Annotated in this window: 13 protein-coding genes and 2 pseudogenes; 3 read left to right on the top strand and 12 right to left on the bottom strand. The window is 34.4% G+C overall.

Annotation, left to right across the window (positions count from 1 at the left end; all coding sequences use genetic code 11):
• Positions 1-2: 2 nt before the first annotated feature.
• From MKY00_RS11475 to MKY00_RS11450, 6 genes and pseudogenes are all read right to left on the bottom strand, one after another.
• Positions 3-950 (bottom strand): ABC transporter ATP-binding protein, encoded by a 948-nt coding sequence (locus MKY00_RS11475; RefSeq protein WP_016717393.1) that lies wholly within the window; start codon positions 948-950, stop codon positions 3-5.
• Positions 951-1,052: 102 nt separating this feature from the next.
• Positions 1,053-1,610, bottom strand: a complete 558-nt coding sequence (locus tag MKY00_RS11470) for a YdcF family protein (RefSeq protein ID WP_001045793.1) — start codon at positions 1,608-1,610, stop codon at positions 1,053-1,055.
• A 64-nt stretch (positions 1,611-1,674) separates the two neighbouring features.
• A pseudogene (locus MKY00_RS11465) lies at positions 1,675-2,221 on the bottom strand (macrolide transporter).
• Position 2,222: 1 nt separating this feature from the next.
• On the bottom strand, positions 2,223-2,759 hold the full coding sequence (locus MKY00_RS11460; RefSeq protein WP_014893779.1) for an NADPH-dependent FMN reductase: 537 nt from the start codon (positions 2,757-2,759) through the stop codon (positions 2,223-2,225).
• Between the two features lie 145 nt (positions 2,760-2,904).
• A complete protein-coding gene (locus MKY00_RS11455; protein WP_016717392.1) occupies positions 2,905-4,059 on the bottom strand; it encodes a hypothetical protein in 1,155 nt (384 codons plus the stop codon).
• Between the two features lie 34 nt (positions 4,060-4,093).
• Complete coding sequence (locus MKY00_RS11450; protein ID WP_016717391.1) at positions 4,094-5,314, bottom strand: tetratricopeptide repeat-containing glycosyltransferase; 1,221 nt, start codon at positions 5,312-5,314, stop codon at positions 4,094-4,096.
• A 139-nt stretch (positions 5,315-5,453) separates the two neighbouring features.
• Between MKY00_RS11450 and MKY00_RS11445 the strand changes: the two are divergent.
• Positions 5,454-6,217 (top strand): annotated as a pseudogene (locus MKY00_RS11445) (DUF2711 family protein).
• Positions 6,218-6,288: 71 nt separating this feature from the next.
• Here the strand turns inward: MKY00_RS11445 and gnd are convergent.
• From gnd to gntK, 3 genes are read right to left on the bottom strand one after another with little or no spacing between them, the layout of a single operon-like run.
• Positions 6,289-7,185, bottom strand: coding sequence for a phosphogluconate dehydrogenase (NAD(+)-dependent, decarboxylating) (gene gnd, locus MKY00_RS11440; RefSeq protein ID WP_000765989.1), 897 nt, complete (start codon positions 7,183-7,185; stop codon positions 6,289-6,291).
• 18 nt (positions 7,186-7,203) lie between these two features.
• On the bottom strand, positions 7,204-8,553 hold the full coding sequence (locus MKY00_RS11435) for a GntP family permease (protein WP_000260197.1): 1,350 nt from the start codon (positions 8,551-8,553) through the stop codon (positions 7,204-7,206).
• 14 nt (positions 8,554-8,567) lie between these two features.
• Entirely contained in the window at positions 8,568-10,106 is a 1,539-nt protein-coding gene (gene gntK, locus MKY00_RS11430) for a gluconokinase (protein WP_000450016.1), read from the bottom strand.
• 598 nt (positions 10,107-10,704) lie between these two features.
• Here gntK and MKY00_RS11425 point away from each other — a divergent pair.
• Together MKY00_RS11425 and MKY00_RS11420 are read left to right on the top strand one after the other, a co-directional pair.
• Positions 10,705-11,607: an ABC transporter permease subunit gene (locus MKY00_RS11425; protein WP_074585837.1), complete on the top strand. Its 903-nt coding sequence runs from the start codon at positions 10,705-10,707 to the stop codon at positions 11,605-11,607.
• On the top strand, positions 11,604-12,623 hold the full coding sequence (locus tag MKY00_RS11420; protein WP_016717389.1) for an ABC transporter permease: 1,020 nt from the start codon (positions 11,604-11,606) through the stop codon (positions 12,621-12,623). Before MKY00_RS11425 ends, MKY00_RS11420 begins: the two co-directional genes overlap by 4 nt.
• 129 nt (positions 12,624-12,752) lie before the next feature.
• Here MKY00_RS11420 and adhP read toward each other — a convergent pair whose 3' ends face one another.
• The 3 genes from adhP to MKY00_RS11405 form a co-directional block, all read right to left on the bottom strand.
• The gene (adhP, locus tag MKY00_RS11415) at positions 12,753-13,796 is read right to left on the bottom strand and encodes an alcohol dehydrogenase AdhP (RefSeq protein WP_000649103.1); all 1,044 of its coding nucleotides are present in this window, start codon (positions 13,794-13,796) and stop codon (positions 12,753-12,755) included.
• 414 nt (positions 13,797-14,210) lie between these two features.
• Positions 14,211-15,065, bottom strand: a complete 855-nt coding sequence (locus tag MKY00_RS11410; protein WP_001119639.1) for a MurR/RpiR family transcriptional regulator — start codon at positions 15,063-15,065, stop codon at positions 14,211-14,213.
• A 136-nt stretch (positions 15,066-15,201) separates the two neighbouring features.
• Positions 15,202-16,245 (bottom strand): serine hydrolase domain-containing protein, encoded by a 1,044-nt coding sequence (locus MKY00_RS11405; RefSeq protein WP_260665335.1) that lies wholly within the window; start codon positions 16,243-16,245, stop codon positions 15,202-15,204.
• Positions 16,246-16,250 lie beyond the last annotated feature (5 nt).

Below are 16,250 nucleotides of genomic sequence, written 5' to 3'. Positions count from 1 at the left end.
GTTTAGCCTCTTTCCTTCATTTGTTCAACAATATAATTGACAATATGACGACTTGTTAAAGCTCCAACATATCGACCATTTTCTTCAACTGGAACGACTTCATCAGCTCGCAGGCGAACTAATGCTTCTTGTAAAGAAGAATGTAATGATAGTGCTTCCCCTTCTATCCGCATACTTTCATCAAGTGGCAATACATCTTCTATACTTTTCCCCTCATACCAAGGTCGCCCACGATTTCCAATGAACTCTTCTACAAATTCATTTTTGGGGTTATGTATAATTTCTTCTGGCGTATCTAATTGAACAATTTTTCCCTCTTTCATAATACAAATGCGATTTCCAAGTGATAATGCTTCTTGCATATCATGTGTTACGAATACAATTGTTTTTTGAATCTTCTTTTGCAATTGTACGATATCCTTCTGAAGCTGTTCTCTACTTAATGGATCTAGCGCACTAAATGGTTCATCCATAAGAACGATTTTCGGATTTGCGGCTAATGCCCGTACAACACCAATACGCTGCTTTTGCCCACCTGATAATTCATCAGGCATGCGATCGCGATATACGTCTGGATCTAGCCCGACCATCTGGAGCAACTCATCGACACGAGCTTTTATTTTTTCTTTGCTCCACTTTCTCATTTCAGGAACAACTGCAATATTTTCAGCAATTGTCATATGCGGAAACAAAGCGATTTGCTGCAACACGTACCCTATATCCCAGCGTAATTCATTAATATTGTATTCTTGAATATCTTTTCCATCGATTAAGATTGAGCCTTCTGTCGTTTCAATTAAACGATTAATCATTTTCATTGTCGTTGTTTTCCCACAACCACTCGGACCAATAAGGACAAAAAATTCTCCCTTTTTAATTTCTAAATGCAATGAATCCACTGCTTTTGTGCCACCTTCATATGATTTTGACACTTGATTAAACTGAATCACAAATACAACTCCTTTATCGTTGTTTCCTTTATTTTGATGGAATATGGAATTCATTTCAAATGATACGCATTATTCAACAAAAAAAGAGCTCACACTTGAGCTCTAACGGTCTAACAATATTGTTTTCATTATAGCGGCATATTCACGGACATACATTTTTCTCTTAGAGCGCATTGGCGTTTCAGCAGCTAGTGCCTCCATCCTCATGCCTAAACGCTTCGCAATTATTTTCGTTCTATATAAATGATACGTATTGCTTACAACTACCGCATGTTTCACATCATATAAATCTATACTAAACTTTAAATTCTCATACGTATTTGTAGATTGATCTTCTATTAAAATACGACTCTCATCTATACCATGTACCATTAAATAGTTCCTCATACTATGAGCTTCCGGTATATCTTCATCTTCTCCTTGACCACCTGAAACAATTACTTTCGCTTCAGGATGAGAAACTAAATATTCCAATGCTACATCCAAACGGTTTTGAAGAGATAAAGACGGTCTATCTCCAAATAACTTTGCACCTAATATAAGAACGTACGGAGAGTGATGGCTCAACTTTTCACGAGCAACTTTCTTCATTCGAAAGGTCATATAAAGAATGTATAGTGGTGGTAATAATAAGATTATAAGTAATATCCATTTGTTCATATATACGTTTGCACTCCCTTTCTTTTTAATTATATAGAAAAAGATAGGAAGGCAGAAGTATTTTTTATATGATTGATTTATTAGAAATGTTCGTTCTTACTTTACGTTGTGATAGTACATAATAAATAGCGATACCTAATGAGAAGATTAATATGTAGCTTAATACGTAAAACGGCAGCATTACCCCAGCTTTAGATACACCAGCTGTAAACAGCATTAATAATACAATTCTTATTCCTGTACCAATTAATCGAAATAAGCTGTCAACACGTCCCATTACTTCGTTTGGGATTTCCTCCATCATCAATACATTTCTCGCCACTCTTGTCCCCGCATTTCCAATCGCATGAAAAATCGCTAGTCCATATACCTTCATTACATAATAATAAAGATTTTCTTGAAAAACGATCAATACTTTGTCCGATAAACGGAGTTAACAAAAACATAATCAGTGTTGAGATGATGGAAACATAACCAAACGTTGTCTCTCCTCCACTCTCTTTAATTAACAACCATGGAATCGTTATCATTACAATACCGGAACCAATAGCTGATAGACTATTGGCCCCTAGAATGAAATACAAGCGTGAATCTTTATAAAGAGATGACATATCACTCAACCCCTAGTTGCTTTTTCACCTCTTTATATACACCCATATATGCTTTTAATTCTTTAACTAAATCATGAATTAATGGTTTTGCATCTTCTCCCAGTTCACCGTCTTGTACATGAAGTCCATCAAGCACAACTTGTTTTGGAATAGCATTGGCGTATACCCCTCTAGCAACAGTACGCATACTGTTTAATGCGTTAATTCCACCTTTACCGCCTCCTGCAACTGCAAGTAATGCGACAGGTTTATGAACAAATTCACTACTACTTAAGTAATCTAGCGAATTTTTCAACGCCCCACTCATTGCATTATGATATTCAGGTGTACATAGCACTACGCCGTCTGCATTTTTCACTAACGCCTTTAATTTTTTTACCGCTTCTAATTCACGTTGTGATTCTTCCCCATTATATAAAGGTAGTTCTTCTACTGCTAAATCGAATAACTCCCCTTCAAATTGGTCAGCAATATATTTTGCCACCACACGAGTTCTACCGAATTTTCTTGGTGTACCGTTAATAACAACTAGTTTCATCATCATTTCTCCCCTTTGTTTTCAAGTTATACTTATATATTATCAGAAATTTCTATACAAAACACAATATAAAGAGGGAACTAGCTTAATAAAATAGTATGATAGACGAAAAAAGAACTCATACGAAAGTATGAGTTTTTCACATTTACTTTTCTTTCTCTTTATTGCTCAGTATGCCATTGCTTCTTTTAGCTTCAAAATGGTTATACGCTTTTTCTGCTAATTTGATACGTTCTTCTGGCAATTCTACATATTTCATAATATTTTCTATTATTTTTTCATACGGAGTAAATACAATTCCCGGCCAATCTATTTCGTCCTCTGGGTTGCTATTTTCCGAAATAATAAATTTCTTATTTGCCACTGCATAAGAAACTCGAGGAGTTTCAAGAATACCAGATAAGTAAAAGTGGATATTTAATATAATTTTAGATCTGGCAATTAACTCATTTCTAACAATTCCCCACGCATTATTTTTAAAAACAATATTTAAATTCGGGGCAACGACTTTTAATTGATCCAATATAGCTTGCCGTCTTGGGTTAAGAGCACCTATAAACAGTATATCAATGTCTTCAGTTAATTCTTCATCAAATGCATCTTTTTTTATTTCTAAAGTTGGTGCATAGTTCATGCCTACATGTTTTATTTCTTTTCCTACTCCTCTTTGTTTTAACCATTCTATATTTTGTTTACTATAATCCCAAATTTCCCTATCTTTTAATAACATTAAATAAAGAGGATGCGCATAAGGGCTTCCTTCATATAGCTGTTCTAAATTATAAATAATTGCATTTTTCGGAAGGAGATGTGGGCTATGTGCATATGTATGCGCTCCAAAAACAATTGTATTCCCCACATTTTCGAGTATTGTTTCTGATATGATTGCTGTATTTCCCTCTTGCTCCAATCGCCATTTCAAAGCTCGCGCAACATCTATAAAACTACCATACGTCTTTGGGCATATAAACAAACAATAATCATATTCTTTATTCAAATAAGCTTCCATTAGCCTTAAATTATTCTTATATAAATCCACATCCGGATATTTCAGTAAAAGATCCTTCGCATGTTTTTTTGCTACTTTATATAGTCCAGCATAATAAGCAGCAATGCACCTTCTTAATTCGATTCTTTGCTGATGTTCATCTGATACGTCCATGTTTAACAGAAGATTTGCGATACAATACGCTTTTAAATGATCACGATCATAATAATAATCTAGTAGTGGCAACAATTCTTCATACGTATTTCCATGCACAGATTCTCCTAGCTCTAGCGCCCATCGTATTAATTCCATTATTACTCCACTACTCCTTTAACCGAAATTGTATTCAATAAAATTTCGCATTACTTTCTACCATATTTGCTATATGCAACGGTAGCTCTTCTTTTTTCGATTCCAAAAATTTTTGTGATACTGCACCTAAATGTTTTTTATGTGGTATATAAAATGCACTTATAGAAATTTCATAGTCAAATAAGTAATCATACACATGATAATCTACAAATAGAAGATCATCTTTTGGAAAAGGAATTTCCTTCCCTTGCAGGGCATACATCAAAGCAATATTATTTTGAGATTTTAATCGATACATTCTTGCAAGTTGGTATAATGGCTCAGCCCGAGTTGGTCTATATTCCCACGCTTTTTGAAAATAAAAAATAGCTAGCGCTGAATATTGCTCTTCTTGCGTCTTAGCATTTTCCATTTCATCTGCTTCTGTTACTTCATGTTGTTTATTTGCTGCACGGTTTGCTAATTGTTCATAACAAAACCCTATTCGCAACAACGAATAGAACACCTCTTCAACCCATCCTCCTGCTTCCACTCGTTTTTTATACCATTTAATCGAATCTTCAAATTGGCTTAAATGAAAATAAGTTTGGGCTAAATAAAATAAATATCTTATATGCAAATCTGGCGTAGTTTCTGGATCACTCAACCCTTGTAACAACAGCCTCTCATCTCTTTCAAATTTATCCGCTTTACTCCCACCATCACCAGGGTCATTAACGACAAGCGTCTCCAGTCTAGCTACTCTCGTATTGTAATTCTCTCCAACTTTGGAACGATCTATATCCCAATACTCATGAGTAACACCGACTGATTTCCATGGTAAAGAAGCTTTTAACAGACGTGTAAGCCAATATTTAATATGAACATCATATTGCAATGTAAGATAATGATCTTCCGTTAAGCTCGTTTTATCGAAATTCGGATCAACCTCTAAAATCATATCCGCATCTAATATTAATAAATAATCTGCTTCTGGATATGTTTTTTGTGCCAACGAAACAGCTAAACTTCTGTTATAACCGAAGTTTTTAAACGGCTCATGATGAACCGTCCCAGGTATCTCATTTTCCTTACACCAATTTTCAATAATTTCAGGCGTATTATCCGTCGATCCAGTATCACAAATAGAAACAAAATCTACAATTGATTTCGTAGCATTTAAACACCTTTCCATAATCCTAGACTCGTTTTTAACAATCATACAAAGACATAACTTTTTTTCTTCCCCTGCATTCTTCACTTGCTCATTTCCCATTTAACCACCTCATATTTTATTAACACGCTCTTTTCATATGTAACATCATTTCTTAGCTACACTGATGACATAACCATCCTTTTACTATTTATGAAAACTTCATTTTATTTATTCTTATTTTTATGTTGGGACATATTTCATGCAGCGCTTTATACTTGATACAATCAATACAAAAAACATAATGCGGGAATCCGTACATTTCAAAGTCTAAGAGGAGGTTTTATTTTGTTGGATTACATTTGGCTAGATGACAAATCACCCATTTTAGTACAACTACCAAGCAACTTTAAGTCTGCTGCTATATTACTTCATCCTTTTGTCCAAATGCCTTTAGGGTGGGAAAACTCAGTAAGAAAAAGACCTTACGAGCACATATATCCAAGTGCTGAAGAAATCATTCAAAATGGGAAATCCGTTTCTTGGAAGGAAATAATGTCTTATAGTGGACTAAATTCATACACAGAACTAGCAATAGCCATGTTAACTTCCAGTAATGTCTTTTCAGAAGAATATAAAAGAGATGACTTAGCTAAAAAGCTACATTCAAACTTTAAACAAGACCTTTATTATCCAACGGAAGATTATACATCTATATTTTTATTACAGAATTTACTAAAACTCCTTGGTTCGAAAGGTGCAAAAAATCTATATTTCTCTGAACCAATCTTTGCTACAAACAAATCATTACAGATACATGATACAACCCCTTTAAATATTTGGAACCTTTTCTGTAGTGAGTTCATTATTACTGATGAAAACATGGATTATGCATTCATGAGTATGTTTGATTCCTTTACAACTTTTTTATTAGCGAAAGACGAAAATATAGAGTACATTGTTCAATCAATACATATTGAAGCCATCATATGTGATAAAAAAACAATGATTGATTGGTATTTATAAATTAGAGATTTCTTACACTATAAAAAAAAGAAACTTGCGCTTATACACAAGTTTCTTTTCAAAATCATTTCCTATTTTTTCACAACTTCATGTCCACCGAACTGATTACGAAGAGCTGAAACTACTTTTCCGTGGAATGTATCATCTTCTTGAGAACGGTAGCGCATAAATAATGACATTGCGATTACTGGTGCTGCAGCTTGCAGTTCAAGTGCAGTTTCAACAGTCCACTTTCCTTCTCCTGAAGAGTTCATTACACCTTTAATGCCATCTAGTTTCGGATCTTCTGCAAATGCTTTTTCAGTTAAGTCCATTAACCAACCACGGATAACTGATCCGTTCGCCCATACTTTTGCAACATCTTCATAATTGAAATCAAAATCACTTTTATCTAACACTTCAAATCCTTCAGCGATTGCTTGCATCATGCCGTACTCAATACCGTTATGAACCATTTTTAAGAAATGACCACTACCAACACGGCCAGCATAAGAATACCCATTCTCTACTGCTAAATCTTTAAATAAAGGTTCTAATTGATCGTAAATTTCTTTTTCTCCACCAACCATTAAGCAAGCACCGTATCTAGCTCCTTCTACACCTCCTGATGTACCGATATCTACGTAATGTAAACCAAAGCTTTTCGCTTCTTCAGCACGGCGTAACGTATCTTTATAGAATGAATTCCCGCCTTCAATAACGATATCGCCTTCCTCTAATAATGGATAAACTTCTTTTAATACTGACTCAACTACTTCCCCTGCAGGTACCATTACCCAAATTGTACGAGGAGCTTCTAGTTCAGCAATCATTTCTTTTAATGAATGGCGAGCAGTGATACCTAATTTATCCGCTTTTTCAACAAGTTCTTTATTTACGTCATATACAACTACTTCATGCTTGTCTTCATATAAATGTTCCGCTAATGGGAACCCCATTTTTCCTAATCCAATTAAACCTAGTTTCATATTAATCAATCTCCCATTCTATACAAATATATTTAATAACGAAATGAGTCCAAGTGCTACTACAGATAGTATAGTCTCCATTGCAGTCCATGTTAATAACGTTTCTTTCACAGTCATTCCGAAATACTCTTTAATCATCCAAAATCCTGAATCATTCACGTGTGATAAAATTAATGATCCTGCACCAGTTGCAAGTGCTAACAATTCAACATTTACACCTGGTGTACTTGCTGCAATCGGTGCAACAATACCAGCTGCTGTCATCATAGAAACAGTTGCCGATCCAGTTGCGATTCGAATTAGTGCCGCAATTCCCCACCCTAATAATATTGGTGAAATATGCGATTCTTTCGCCATATCTGCAATTGTCGTTCCAATTCCAGAATCTAATAATACTTTATTAAATGCGCCGCCTGCACCAATCACTAACAATATGTTTGCAATTGGCCCAAGGCAATCATTTGTAAATTGTAATACTTTATCTTTTGAGAAACCTTTTGCATATCCAAGACTAAAGAAAGAGTAAATGGTTGCAATTAATAAAGCGACAATCGGATCTCCAATAAAGTGTAATACTTGTGCTAGTTGACTCGTTTTATTTAATGCAACTTCCGCTATTGATGCACCAAGCATAAGAAATACTGGAAGTAAAATTGTAAACAATGTATTTCCAAAGCTAGGAAGCTCTTTTTTATTATCTTTTTCAACAAATTGCTCCGCTATCTCTAATGGTACTTCCTTATGTATACGAGCACCAATCCATTTTCCATAAAGTGGACCTGAAATAATTGCAGTTGGAAGTCCGACAATTAACGCATATAAAATTGTCTTCCCTACATCTGCTTTAAAAATACCTACCGCTGCCATCGCTGCTGGATGCGGTGGCACTAGTCCGTGTACAACGGATAATCCTGCTACTAGTGGAATACCGATTGTAATAAGTGATACCCCTGTTTCTAATGCAATTGTAAATACCAATGGAATTAGTAGTACAAATCCAACTTGGAAAAATACCGGAATCCCTACTAAAAATGCAACAAACATCATTGCCCAGTGAACACGTTTCTTCCCAAAACGATCAATTAATGTGTTAGCAATTCGTTCAGCACCGCCAGATTCGGCCATCATTTTTCCAAGCATCGTTCCTAATGCTAAAACTATCGCTAAAAACCCTAACGTATTACCAAGCCCTAGTTTAATAGAATCAATAATCCCTGGATCTTTTGGTGAAGTTCCAATCAATGGCATTCCCATTGCTAGCCCTACACCAATTGCTGTTAAAATTAACGCGACAAACGGATGCCATTTTACTACCGTAATAAGTAAAAGTAGTATGACAACTGCCGCTAGTACGATTCCAACTACCATTTCTCCCAATCCCCCTATTGTTTACGTTGGAAAGCAGCTATACAATCAAATTCTTCTTTCAAGCGATTATAAAGTCGTTCATACATATAAAACATTTCTAAATATATAGCCGTATTTTCTTTATTCGGTACATGATGATGAACAATATCAATCCAATCCTTAACCTCTTCAAGAGAATCAATTTTTCCTACAGCATATAAAGCAACTGCCGCTGCCCCAAGCGCAGATGCTTCATGACTTTCAGGAACAAGCAATTCTTTCCCCATCATATCGGATAACATTTGTCTCCAAAATGCAGATTTCGCAAATCCTCCTGAAACGCGTATTTCAGTAAGTGGCCCTGTACAATCCCTGATTGCGAGTGCAACAGAATATACGCTCATACAAACCCCTTCCATGACTGCACGAATAAAATGTTCTCGTTTATGCTGAAGATTAATTCCGAAGAATGTACCACGAGCATTTGCATTCCAGTAAGGTGCACGTTCTCCAGATAAGAAAGGTAAAAATAGCAATCCACCTGCTCCAGCTGGTACACTTTCCGCATATTTAATTAATAAATCATACGGATCAATGCCAAGTTTTCTTGCAACTTCTTGTTCTGGGCTACCAAATTCATCACGTAACCATCTCAGTAATATGCCACCGTTATTCGTTGGTCCGCCAATCACCCAGTGCTCGTCTGTTAATGCATAACAAAACGTTCTTCCTTTTTCATCTGTATTAACATTAGATGAAATTGTTCGAACTGCACCACTTGTTCCAATCGTAATTGCAGCTGATCCAGGCGATATGGCCCCAACGCCTACATTCGCAAGAACACCATCACTTGCACCAATAACAACTGGAGTATCTTCACGAATACCCATCTTTTGTGCTAATTCCGGTTTCATACCCGATAAAATATATGTAGTTGGTACTGGGGTTGATAATTGTTCTGAAGAAATATTTAACATTTCCAGCACATCAACATCCCAATTTAACGTTTTTAAATTGAATAACCCTGTAGCAGAAGCAATGGAATAATCTACTACGTAGCGTGAAAACAATTGGTAAATAACATACTCTTTAATAGAAATAAATTTATAAGCACTTTTATATAATTTTGGTTCCTCTTCTTTCATCCATAATAATTTAGATAGTGGCGACATTGGATGAATTGGTGTACCTGTACGTCTATAAATTTCATGTCCATTCATATGTTGTAATAATTTTTCCGCTTGTTTCGTACTACGATTATCTGCCCAAATGATAGAGCGCGTTAACGGCACACCCTTTTCATCTACTGCAATTAATGCGTGCATTGCTGTACTAATACCAATTGAAGAAATATCTTCTGGTAACACGTCACCTTTTTCTATGGCAACGCTTACAGTTTTATAAACAGCAGCACATATTACATCAGGATCTTGCTCAGCCCATCCGACGTTCGGTTGAATAATTGGATAATCTACTGCATGTGATGCAACGACTTTTCCTTTTTCTGTGAACACAACCGTTTTTGTACTTGTGGTACCGATATCAATCCCGATTACTCTCCCCCTTGTTTCCATGCGAATCTTCCCTTCGTTTCTAGCAAAATATGATCTAGTAAACCGTTTACATGAATTAGTATATAAAATATTTTTTCTTTAATCAAGTTTTAAAAAGAAAATTTTTTTCATAACAAAATATAATTCCCCTCATGACATTTCACTTACATACTAAAATTAAATTCCCCCGGCGGTAAAGTTACGTTATATTCGTTACGCAACACACTATTTTTCTTTCATTAACAACACATTCATACATAGTCCTTCCAAACTTTACTTTTTACTCATTTGCATGAAAAAGGTGTTGAAAAACAATATAAGAAAAATGATTAGAGACCCTTATTTTTTATACAAGTCCGAAAAATAAGGGCTATTTTCAAAAAAACATTAAGGAAGTAATAGTTAATTGATTAGGCATGCATTTTTCTCTTTTTAGTGTTTTAGTTTCACTCTTCTTTTTATCTTAATGGACATAGAGCTCGAATCTACTATCATTTTATTAACTTGTAAATATATGTTCCATAAAATAAAATCTAATAATATTTTTATTTTTCAGAAAAATAAAACAATATTTTGAACTTTATTGTATAATGTTGTAAAAAGATGTCGGAGGGATTTAATGTTACATAAAATATCTCAATTCATAATTAAGCTTTCATCCATTTTTTTATCACTGTTACTATTATTAAATTTACCTTATTTATTTATCACTCAAAACGGATTTACCTTTCAACCAATTCTTTTTTTTAATCAGATTGTTACTATGTTAAAGGATGTTTTCTCCCCTGAATCATTAGTGGTTATAGGATCAGACCCGAAATTTGGTAGTTTCAAAAAAACACCCTTATTCCCAACCGTTTTAGAACCTTACCTATATTCATTTACTGTATTATTTTTAGCCTTTTTACTTGCGCTCTTTCTATCATCTAGCATGGCATTTTTTTATTTTTTAGCAAAAGATTATATAAAAAAATGGATAAATCGAATTGTGTTCATATTAGAAGCTGTCCCTGATATGATGATGATGATTTGTTTACAAATATTTTTCATATGGGTACTTAAGAAATTCGGGGAATCTCCTGTCACCATTATTTCTTTTAATGAAAATCGAGCTTATTTACTCCCTATTTTATCTTTAGCGGTCTTACCTACATTACAAATGTTTCGGATGATGGTGTTATACATAAAAGAAGAACATGGAAAAGATTATGTAGAAGTTGCCTATGGAAAAGGCCTTTCATCAAGTTATATACTACGCATTCATTTATTCAAAAATATATCTATCCACTTCTTCCACCATTTAAAAACGATTTTTGTTTTCTTACTTTCTAATTTATTCATTTTAGAATTTGTTTTTAATATGGATGGCATTATTCAATTTTTATTTAATAAGGCGTTTATTTCACCTCCCGCTGCATTTATCATACTGGTCATGATTATTTTACCGTTTTATACTATTTTTCAAATAATCTCATTCATGATGAATAGATGGCACAAGCACTTGAAAGGAGTAGCATTATGAAATCTATTTGGAAATCAAAACGCTTTTTAATCGGTTTCACTTATTTATTCATACTTATTTCAGCTAGTTTTATTTATAGTTGGTTCTTTAAAGATAACATCCCAAAACCTCCACAGTTACTTTACAATGACAATAACGAATTACTTGGAAAGGCCCCCTTTCCACCATCGTTAATTCCGCCTTTTGGATCTGATCGTTTTGGTGAGTCTGTTTTCTTACAAATTATAGAAGGAGCAAAATTCACTATTTTATTAGCCGTGGCAATTAGCTTCTTTCGAATTTTATGCGGAACATGTATAGGAATCCTCTTAAGTTTATTTGCTCCAAAACTCAAGAGATTTTTCCAGGCATGCTCAGAAGTTTTTTATTATATTCCAACTTTATTTATCGCATTCATACTCATCACACCCGTTAATATTGTAATCACATCAAATGCTGATGGGTTAAATCCAAATATTTCATTTACGTTTTATCAAGTACTCGTACTTATTTTCGTCGCTCTGCCTACACTTTCTTTATATATATCCTCAGAGGTTGATGAATTTATGAAACGAGATTACATTTTAAGTTCACAATTATTGGGTGCTAGCCGTTTTCATATTATGAAAAAACACTTACGAGTCTTATTACTTGACCGCTTATTTGTATTATTTATGGAACATATCGTCCAAACACTCATACTCGTTATCCATTTAGCGTTGCTTAACATTGTAATTGGCGGGATACAAATGCGGGAACTCTATGACGGAGTGCTCAAACCTGTTTCTCTTTCTAATGATTGGGCAGGACTTATTGGATTAAATCGTTATGAAATGAATATTTCATGGTGGATTATTTTGTATACTCTCGTTTCATTCTTTATTACGATTCTATTTATTAAGCTTATGACAATCGGGATTCAAGATGCACTGAAAGCAAGAGATACACAAGTTATAGCAATTCAAAGCGTTCCAGATTGTAAAAAATTTGTTAAAGGTAAAGATTCTTTTTCGTTTGTAGATAAAGTGAACCTTTAATCCTTTCCCATTACTCGATATTGATAGTAGTGGAATGCAAAGAAGATGATCCCTGCATTTAACAGGGATCATCTTCTTTCTGTCGCCTAACTTTTTACATGTCTTTAGCTAGACTCATACTTTTTATATTTAAAGTGAATTGCAATCACAATTATTGTGTTTAAAATCGATTACCATACGTCCTTGAATTCTACCTTGTTCCATTTCTTCGAATACATGTTGTACTTTATCTAGAGAACAAGTTTGAACGACCGGCACTACTTTTCCTTCTGCACCGAACATGAATGCCTCTTCTAAGTCTTTACGAGTACCGACTAAAGAACCAACTACTTCAATTCCATCTAGTACAAGTCGTGGAATGTTTAAATCCATCGTTTCCACTGGTAAACCTACTGCAACGACTTTACCACAAGCACGTACCGCATCTACTGCTGAGTTGAATGCTACTTTAGAAACGGCTGTTACTACAGCTGCATAAGCACCACCAAACTCTTCTTGAACAATCTTATCAGCAGGACCTTGAGAAATTGGATTGATAGTCATATCAGCGCCAACCTCTTTTGCTAAGGCTAATTTATCGTCATTAATATCTACTGCAATTACCTTTGCACCAAATACGTTTTTAGCATATTGAATAGCTAGGTTACCTAATCCACCACAACCATAGATGACGATAGGTTGGCCAGGTTTAATATCCGATACTTTTATAGCTTTATATGTAGTTACACCCGCACATGTAATGGATGATGCTTGAGCAGGATCTAATCCTTCTGGTACTTTCACCGCATAATCTGCTGTAACAATACATTGTTCAGCCATACCACCATCTACTGAATAACCAGCATTCTTCACTTCACGGCAAAATGTTTCTCTACCCGTTACGCAATATTCACAACGCCCACAAGATTGGAACATCCATGCAATACTTACACGGTCCCCCACCTTTAGTGAAGTAACATCATCAGCAATTTTCGTCACAATCCCTATACCCTCATGACCAAGAATACGGCCATCTGTGTTTCCAAAATCATGATTTGCAACGTGTAAATCAGTATGACAAACTCCACAATACTCTACATCTACTAGCGCTTCACCTGAGTGTAACGGACGTAATTCCTTTTCAATAATTTCAATGTTTGCTTTACTATTTTTATTAACTACTACTGCTTTCATATGTGATCTCCCCTTTAGTGTTTTAGAATTTTTCATGAGTTCATCTCATAACTTCTGTCTTCACTAGTTTGGCTAATCATTGTGCCAAGTTTAAGTGTTCAATCATCATTACATGTTCATCATAACATGACACTTCAAAAACAAATTGTGAAATTATGAACAATGTTTGAATTGTTGTATAAATCGTTTTTTATTTTTTTTAAATGAGAGTCATCACTGGCTATAAGTAAGTCACATATTTCTACAAGAAAATAAATAAACTATTCACTAATAAAAAAGGGGCTGTCTCATAAGTCTCTTTCGAAGTAAGATCACATGAAATTGAAAAGGCAGAAACGTTATAAAATCAACATTTCTGCCTTTCACTTTTTATTCGATTTTGGCTAAAAAGCACCTTTTGGGACAGCCTCTTTTTTATATTCGTTTCATCGAAATTGTTTCACGGATACTTTGTAAATTTTGCAACGTTTCTTCTTGGCGTTGTAACGATAACCCAACGTACAAAGTATCTAATAAACTTAACTGCGCTAATCTTGATGAACTTGCTTCTGTGCGGAATTCCGTTTCACGTGTTGAAGTGTATAATGTAATATCAGCCAGTTGACTTAATGCCGATTTCTGATAGCTCGTAATCGCAATAATTTTAGCTCCTCTTGCTTTCGCTACTTCTAACGCTTCCAGTAACCCTTTATTGCTACCAGAATGAGAAATGCCGATAACAACTGAATTTTTCGAGAGTAAACCTGCTCCCATAATTTGAAAATGCGAATCAGTATGAGCAATACATGAAATACCCGTTCTCATAAATTTATGATATGCATCCATCGCAATAATACCAGAACCACCATTTCCGTAAAACTCGATTCGATTTGCTTCTTGCAAAGCTTTTACAGCTTGCTCTAATGCCGTATCATTTAACAAATGCAATGTATCTTGTAGTCCTGTAATATGTGAATGAAAAACTTTTTTAGCAACAGTTACCATACTGTCTTCTGCTGATACTTCTTCATGAATATTTTGCATCGGTGTATGGACAATTTCACGAGCTAATGTAATCTTTAAATCTTGGAACCCTTGCAAACCAAGGTGTTTACATAAGCGAAATATCGTAGCCTCGGAACTATTCGTAACTTCTGCTAATTCAGTAATAGATTTATGTACAACATCTTGTGGATGTTTTAAAATATGTTCAGCAATACTTCGCAATTTCGGTGATAAACCGTTTAACGAAGCTTGAATCTTTCCAATCCCACTTCTTGTACCAGGCATAGCATATCTTCTCCCTCCATCGTAGCTTTATCCCGTAAAAACACAATTGGTATGCGCTAATAATCAGTGGGGAATAGCCCCTCCACTGATTAAAGTTTCACTTTATTGTACCTAATTATTGAAAGAAGAAAAACCTTTATTCAGCTTCACTATATATTTTATTAGCTTTTATGCATTTTTTCGTAACATCTTCAAAAGATAATGATCCTGTTTTTGTATTTATTTTTATTTTTTCATCAACGTATTTCGTTCGAAACATTGCAACTTCCTCTTGAAAAGAACAAAGATACAGCTCAAGTTTATACAATACACCATAACGTTTCGGCACTATAACATAGAGTTTATTTTGTTTTTCTATAACTTGAATTACTTCATTGTTTTCTGTTATATATTTCCCCACACATTTTAATTTATCGAAAAAATTCACCTCATACACCTTTATAGGTCTCGGCATCTGAATCTCTTCCCCATTTATAATCTTAGCTATGTTATTTGCAATCTCTATGACCGGTGTAATATTTATATTACTTAGTACAATAATACAAACATTATCTTTTTCATATCGAATCAAATAATTCACAAAACCATTTATATCACCAAAATGACTAGTAGAAATATATTCTTCTTGTTCAATAGCCCAACCATATCCATAATGATCCGAATATGCAGTAAACATTTTTTGAAGTGAACTTTCTGAAATCACCTCTCTACTACGCAATGCTTTATGCCATTTAAACAAATCTTTAACTGTCGAATACATTCCATATGCCCCTAATGGAAATGACATATCAATATGTTCAGTTTGTTTTATATCTCCAAATATCGTATATCCTGTTGATAAAGATTCTACTATTTCTCTACCCTCATCCTCACATCCGGTATTATGCATTTGAAGTGGTTGACATATATATTTATGTATATATTCTTTATATGATAAACCAGTAATCTTTTCGATTATAATTGTTAATAAAATATAACCAGAATTTGTATAACTATATCTCTCACCTGGTTTAAACTCTAACGGGTACGTCTTTAATACATGCACAATGTCTTCTTTAGATACAGATTTTCTCATTATATCCGACCAATAATTAGGCCAACTTGTAAAATTTGAAATACCCGATGTGTGAGTTAATAGGTGGTGAATTGTAACATCTTCTCCATAAGAGAATCCCTCTATATATT

Source organism: Bacillus sp. FSL R9-9834, from assembly GCF_038006905.1.
GTDB classification, from domain to species: Bacteria; Bacillota; Bacilli; order Bacillales; family Bacillaceae_G; genus Bacillus_A; species Bacillus_A pacificus.
This window is presented reverse-complemented; position numbering and strand designations above follow the sequence as displayed.

What these genes read in the sequence shown, in the direction of transcription:
- MKY00_RS11470 (WP_001045793.1), bottom strand. Translation starts at nt 1,610, where the DNA reads ATGAACAAATGGATATTACTTATAATCTTATTATTACCACCACTATAC.
- MKY00_RS11460 (WP_014893779.1), bottom strand. Translation starts at nt 2,759, where the DNA reads ATGAAACTAGTTGTTATTAACGGTACACCAAGAAAATTCGGTAGAACT.
- MKY00_RS11455 (WP_016717392.1), bottom strand. Translation starts at nt 4,059, where the DNA reads ATGGAATTAATACGATGGGCGCTAGAGCTAGGAGAATCTGTGCATGGA.
- MKY00_RS11450 (WP_016717391.1), bottom strand. Translation starts at nt 5,314, where the DNA reads ATGGGAAATGAGCAAGTGAAGAATGCAGGGGAAGAAAAAAAGTTATGT.
- gnd (WP_000765989.1), bottom strand. Translation starts at nt 7,185, where the DNA reads ATGAAACTAGGTTTAATTGGATTAGGAAAAATGGGGTTCCCATTAGCG.
- MKY00_RS11435 (WP_000260197.1), bottom strand. Translation starts at nt 8,553, where the DNA reads ATGGTAGTTGGAATCGTACTAGCGGCAGTTGTCATACTACTTTTACTT.
- gntK (WP_000450016.1), bottom strand. Translation starts at nt 10,106, where the DNA reads ATGGAAACAAGGGGGAGAGTAATCGGGATTGATATCGGTACCACAAGT.
- MKY00_RS11425 (WP_074585837.1), top strand. Translation starts at nt 10,705, where the DNA reads ATGTTACATAAAATATCTCAATTCATAATTAAGCTTTCATCCATTTTT.
- MKY00_RS11420 (WP_016717389.1), top strand. Translation starts at nt 11,604, where the DNA reads ATGAAATCTATTTGGAAATCAAAACGCTTTTTAATCGGTTTCACTTAT.
- adhP (WP_000649103.1), bottom strand. Translation starts at nt 13,796, where the DNA reads ATGAAAGCAGTAGTAGTTAATAAAAATAGTAAAGCAAACATTGAAATT.
- MKY00_RS11410 (WP_001119639.1), bottom strand. Translation starts at nt 15,065, where the DNA reads ATGCCTGGTACAAGAAGTGGGATTGGAAAGATTCAAGCTTCGTTAAAC.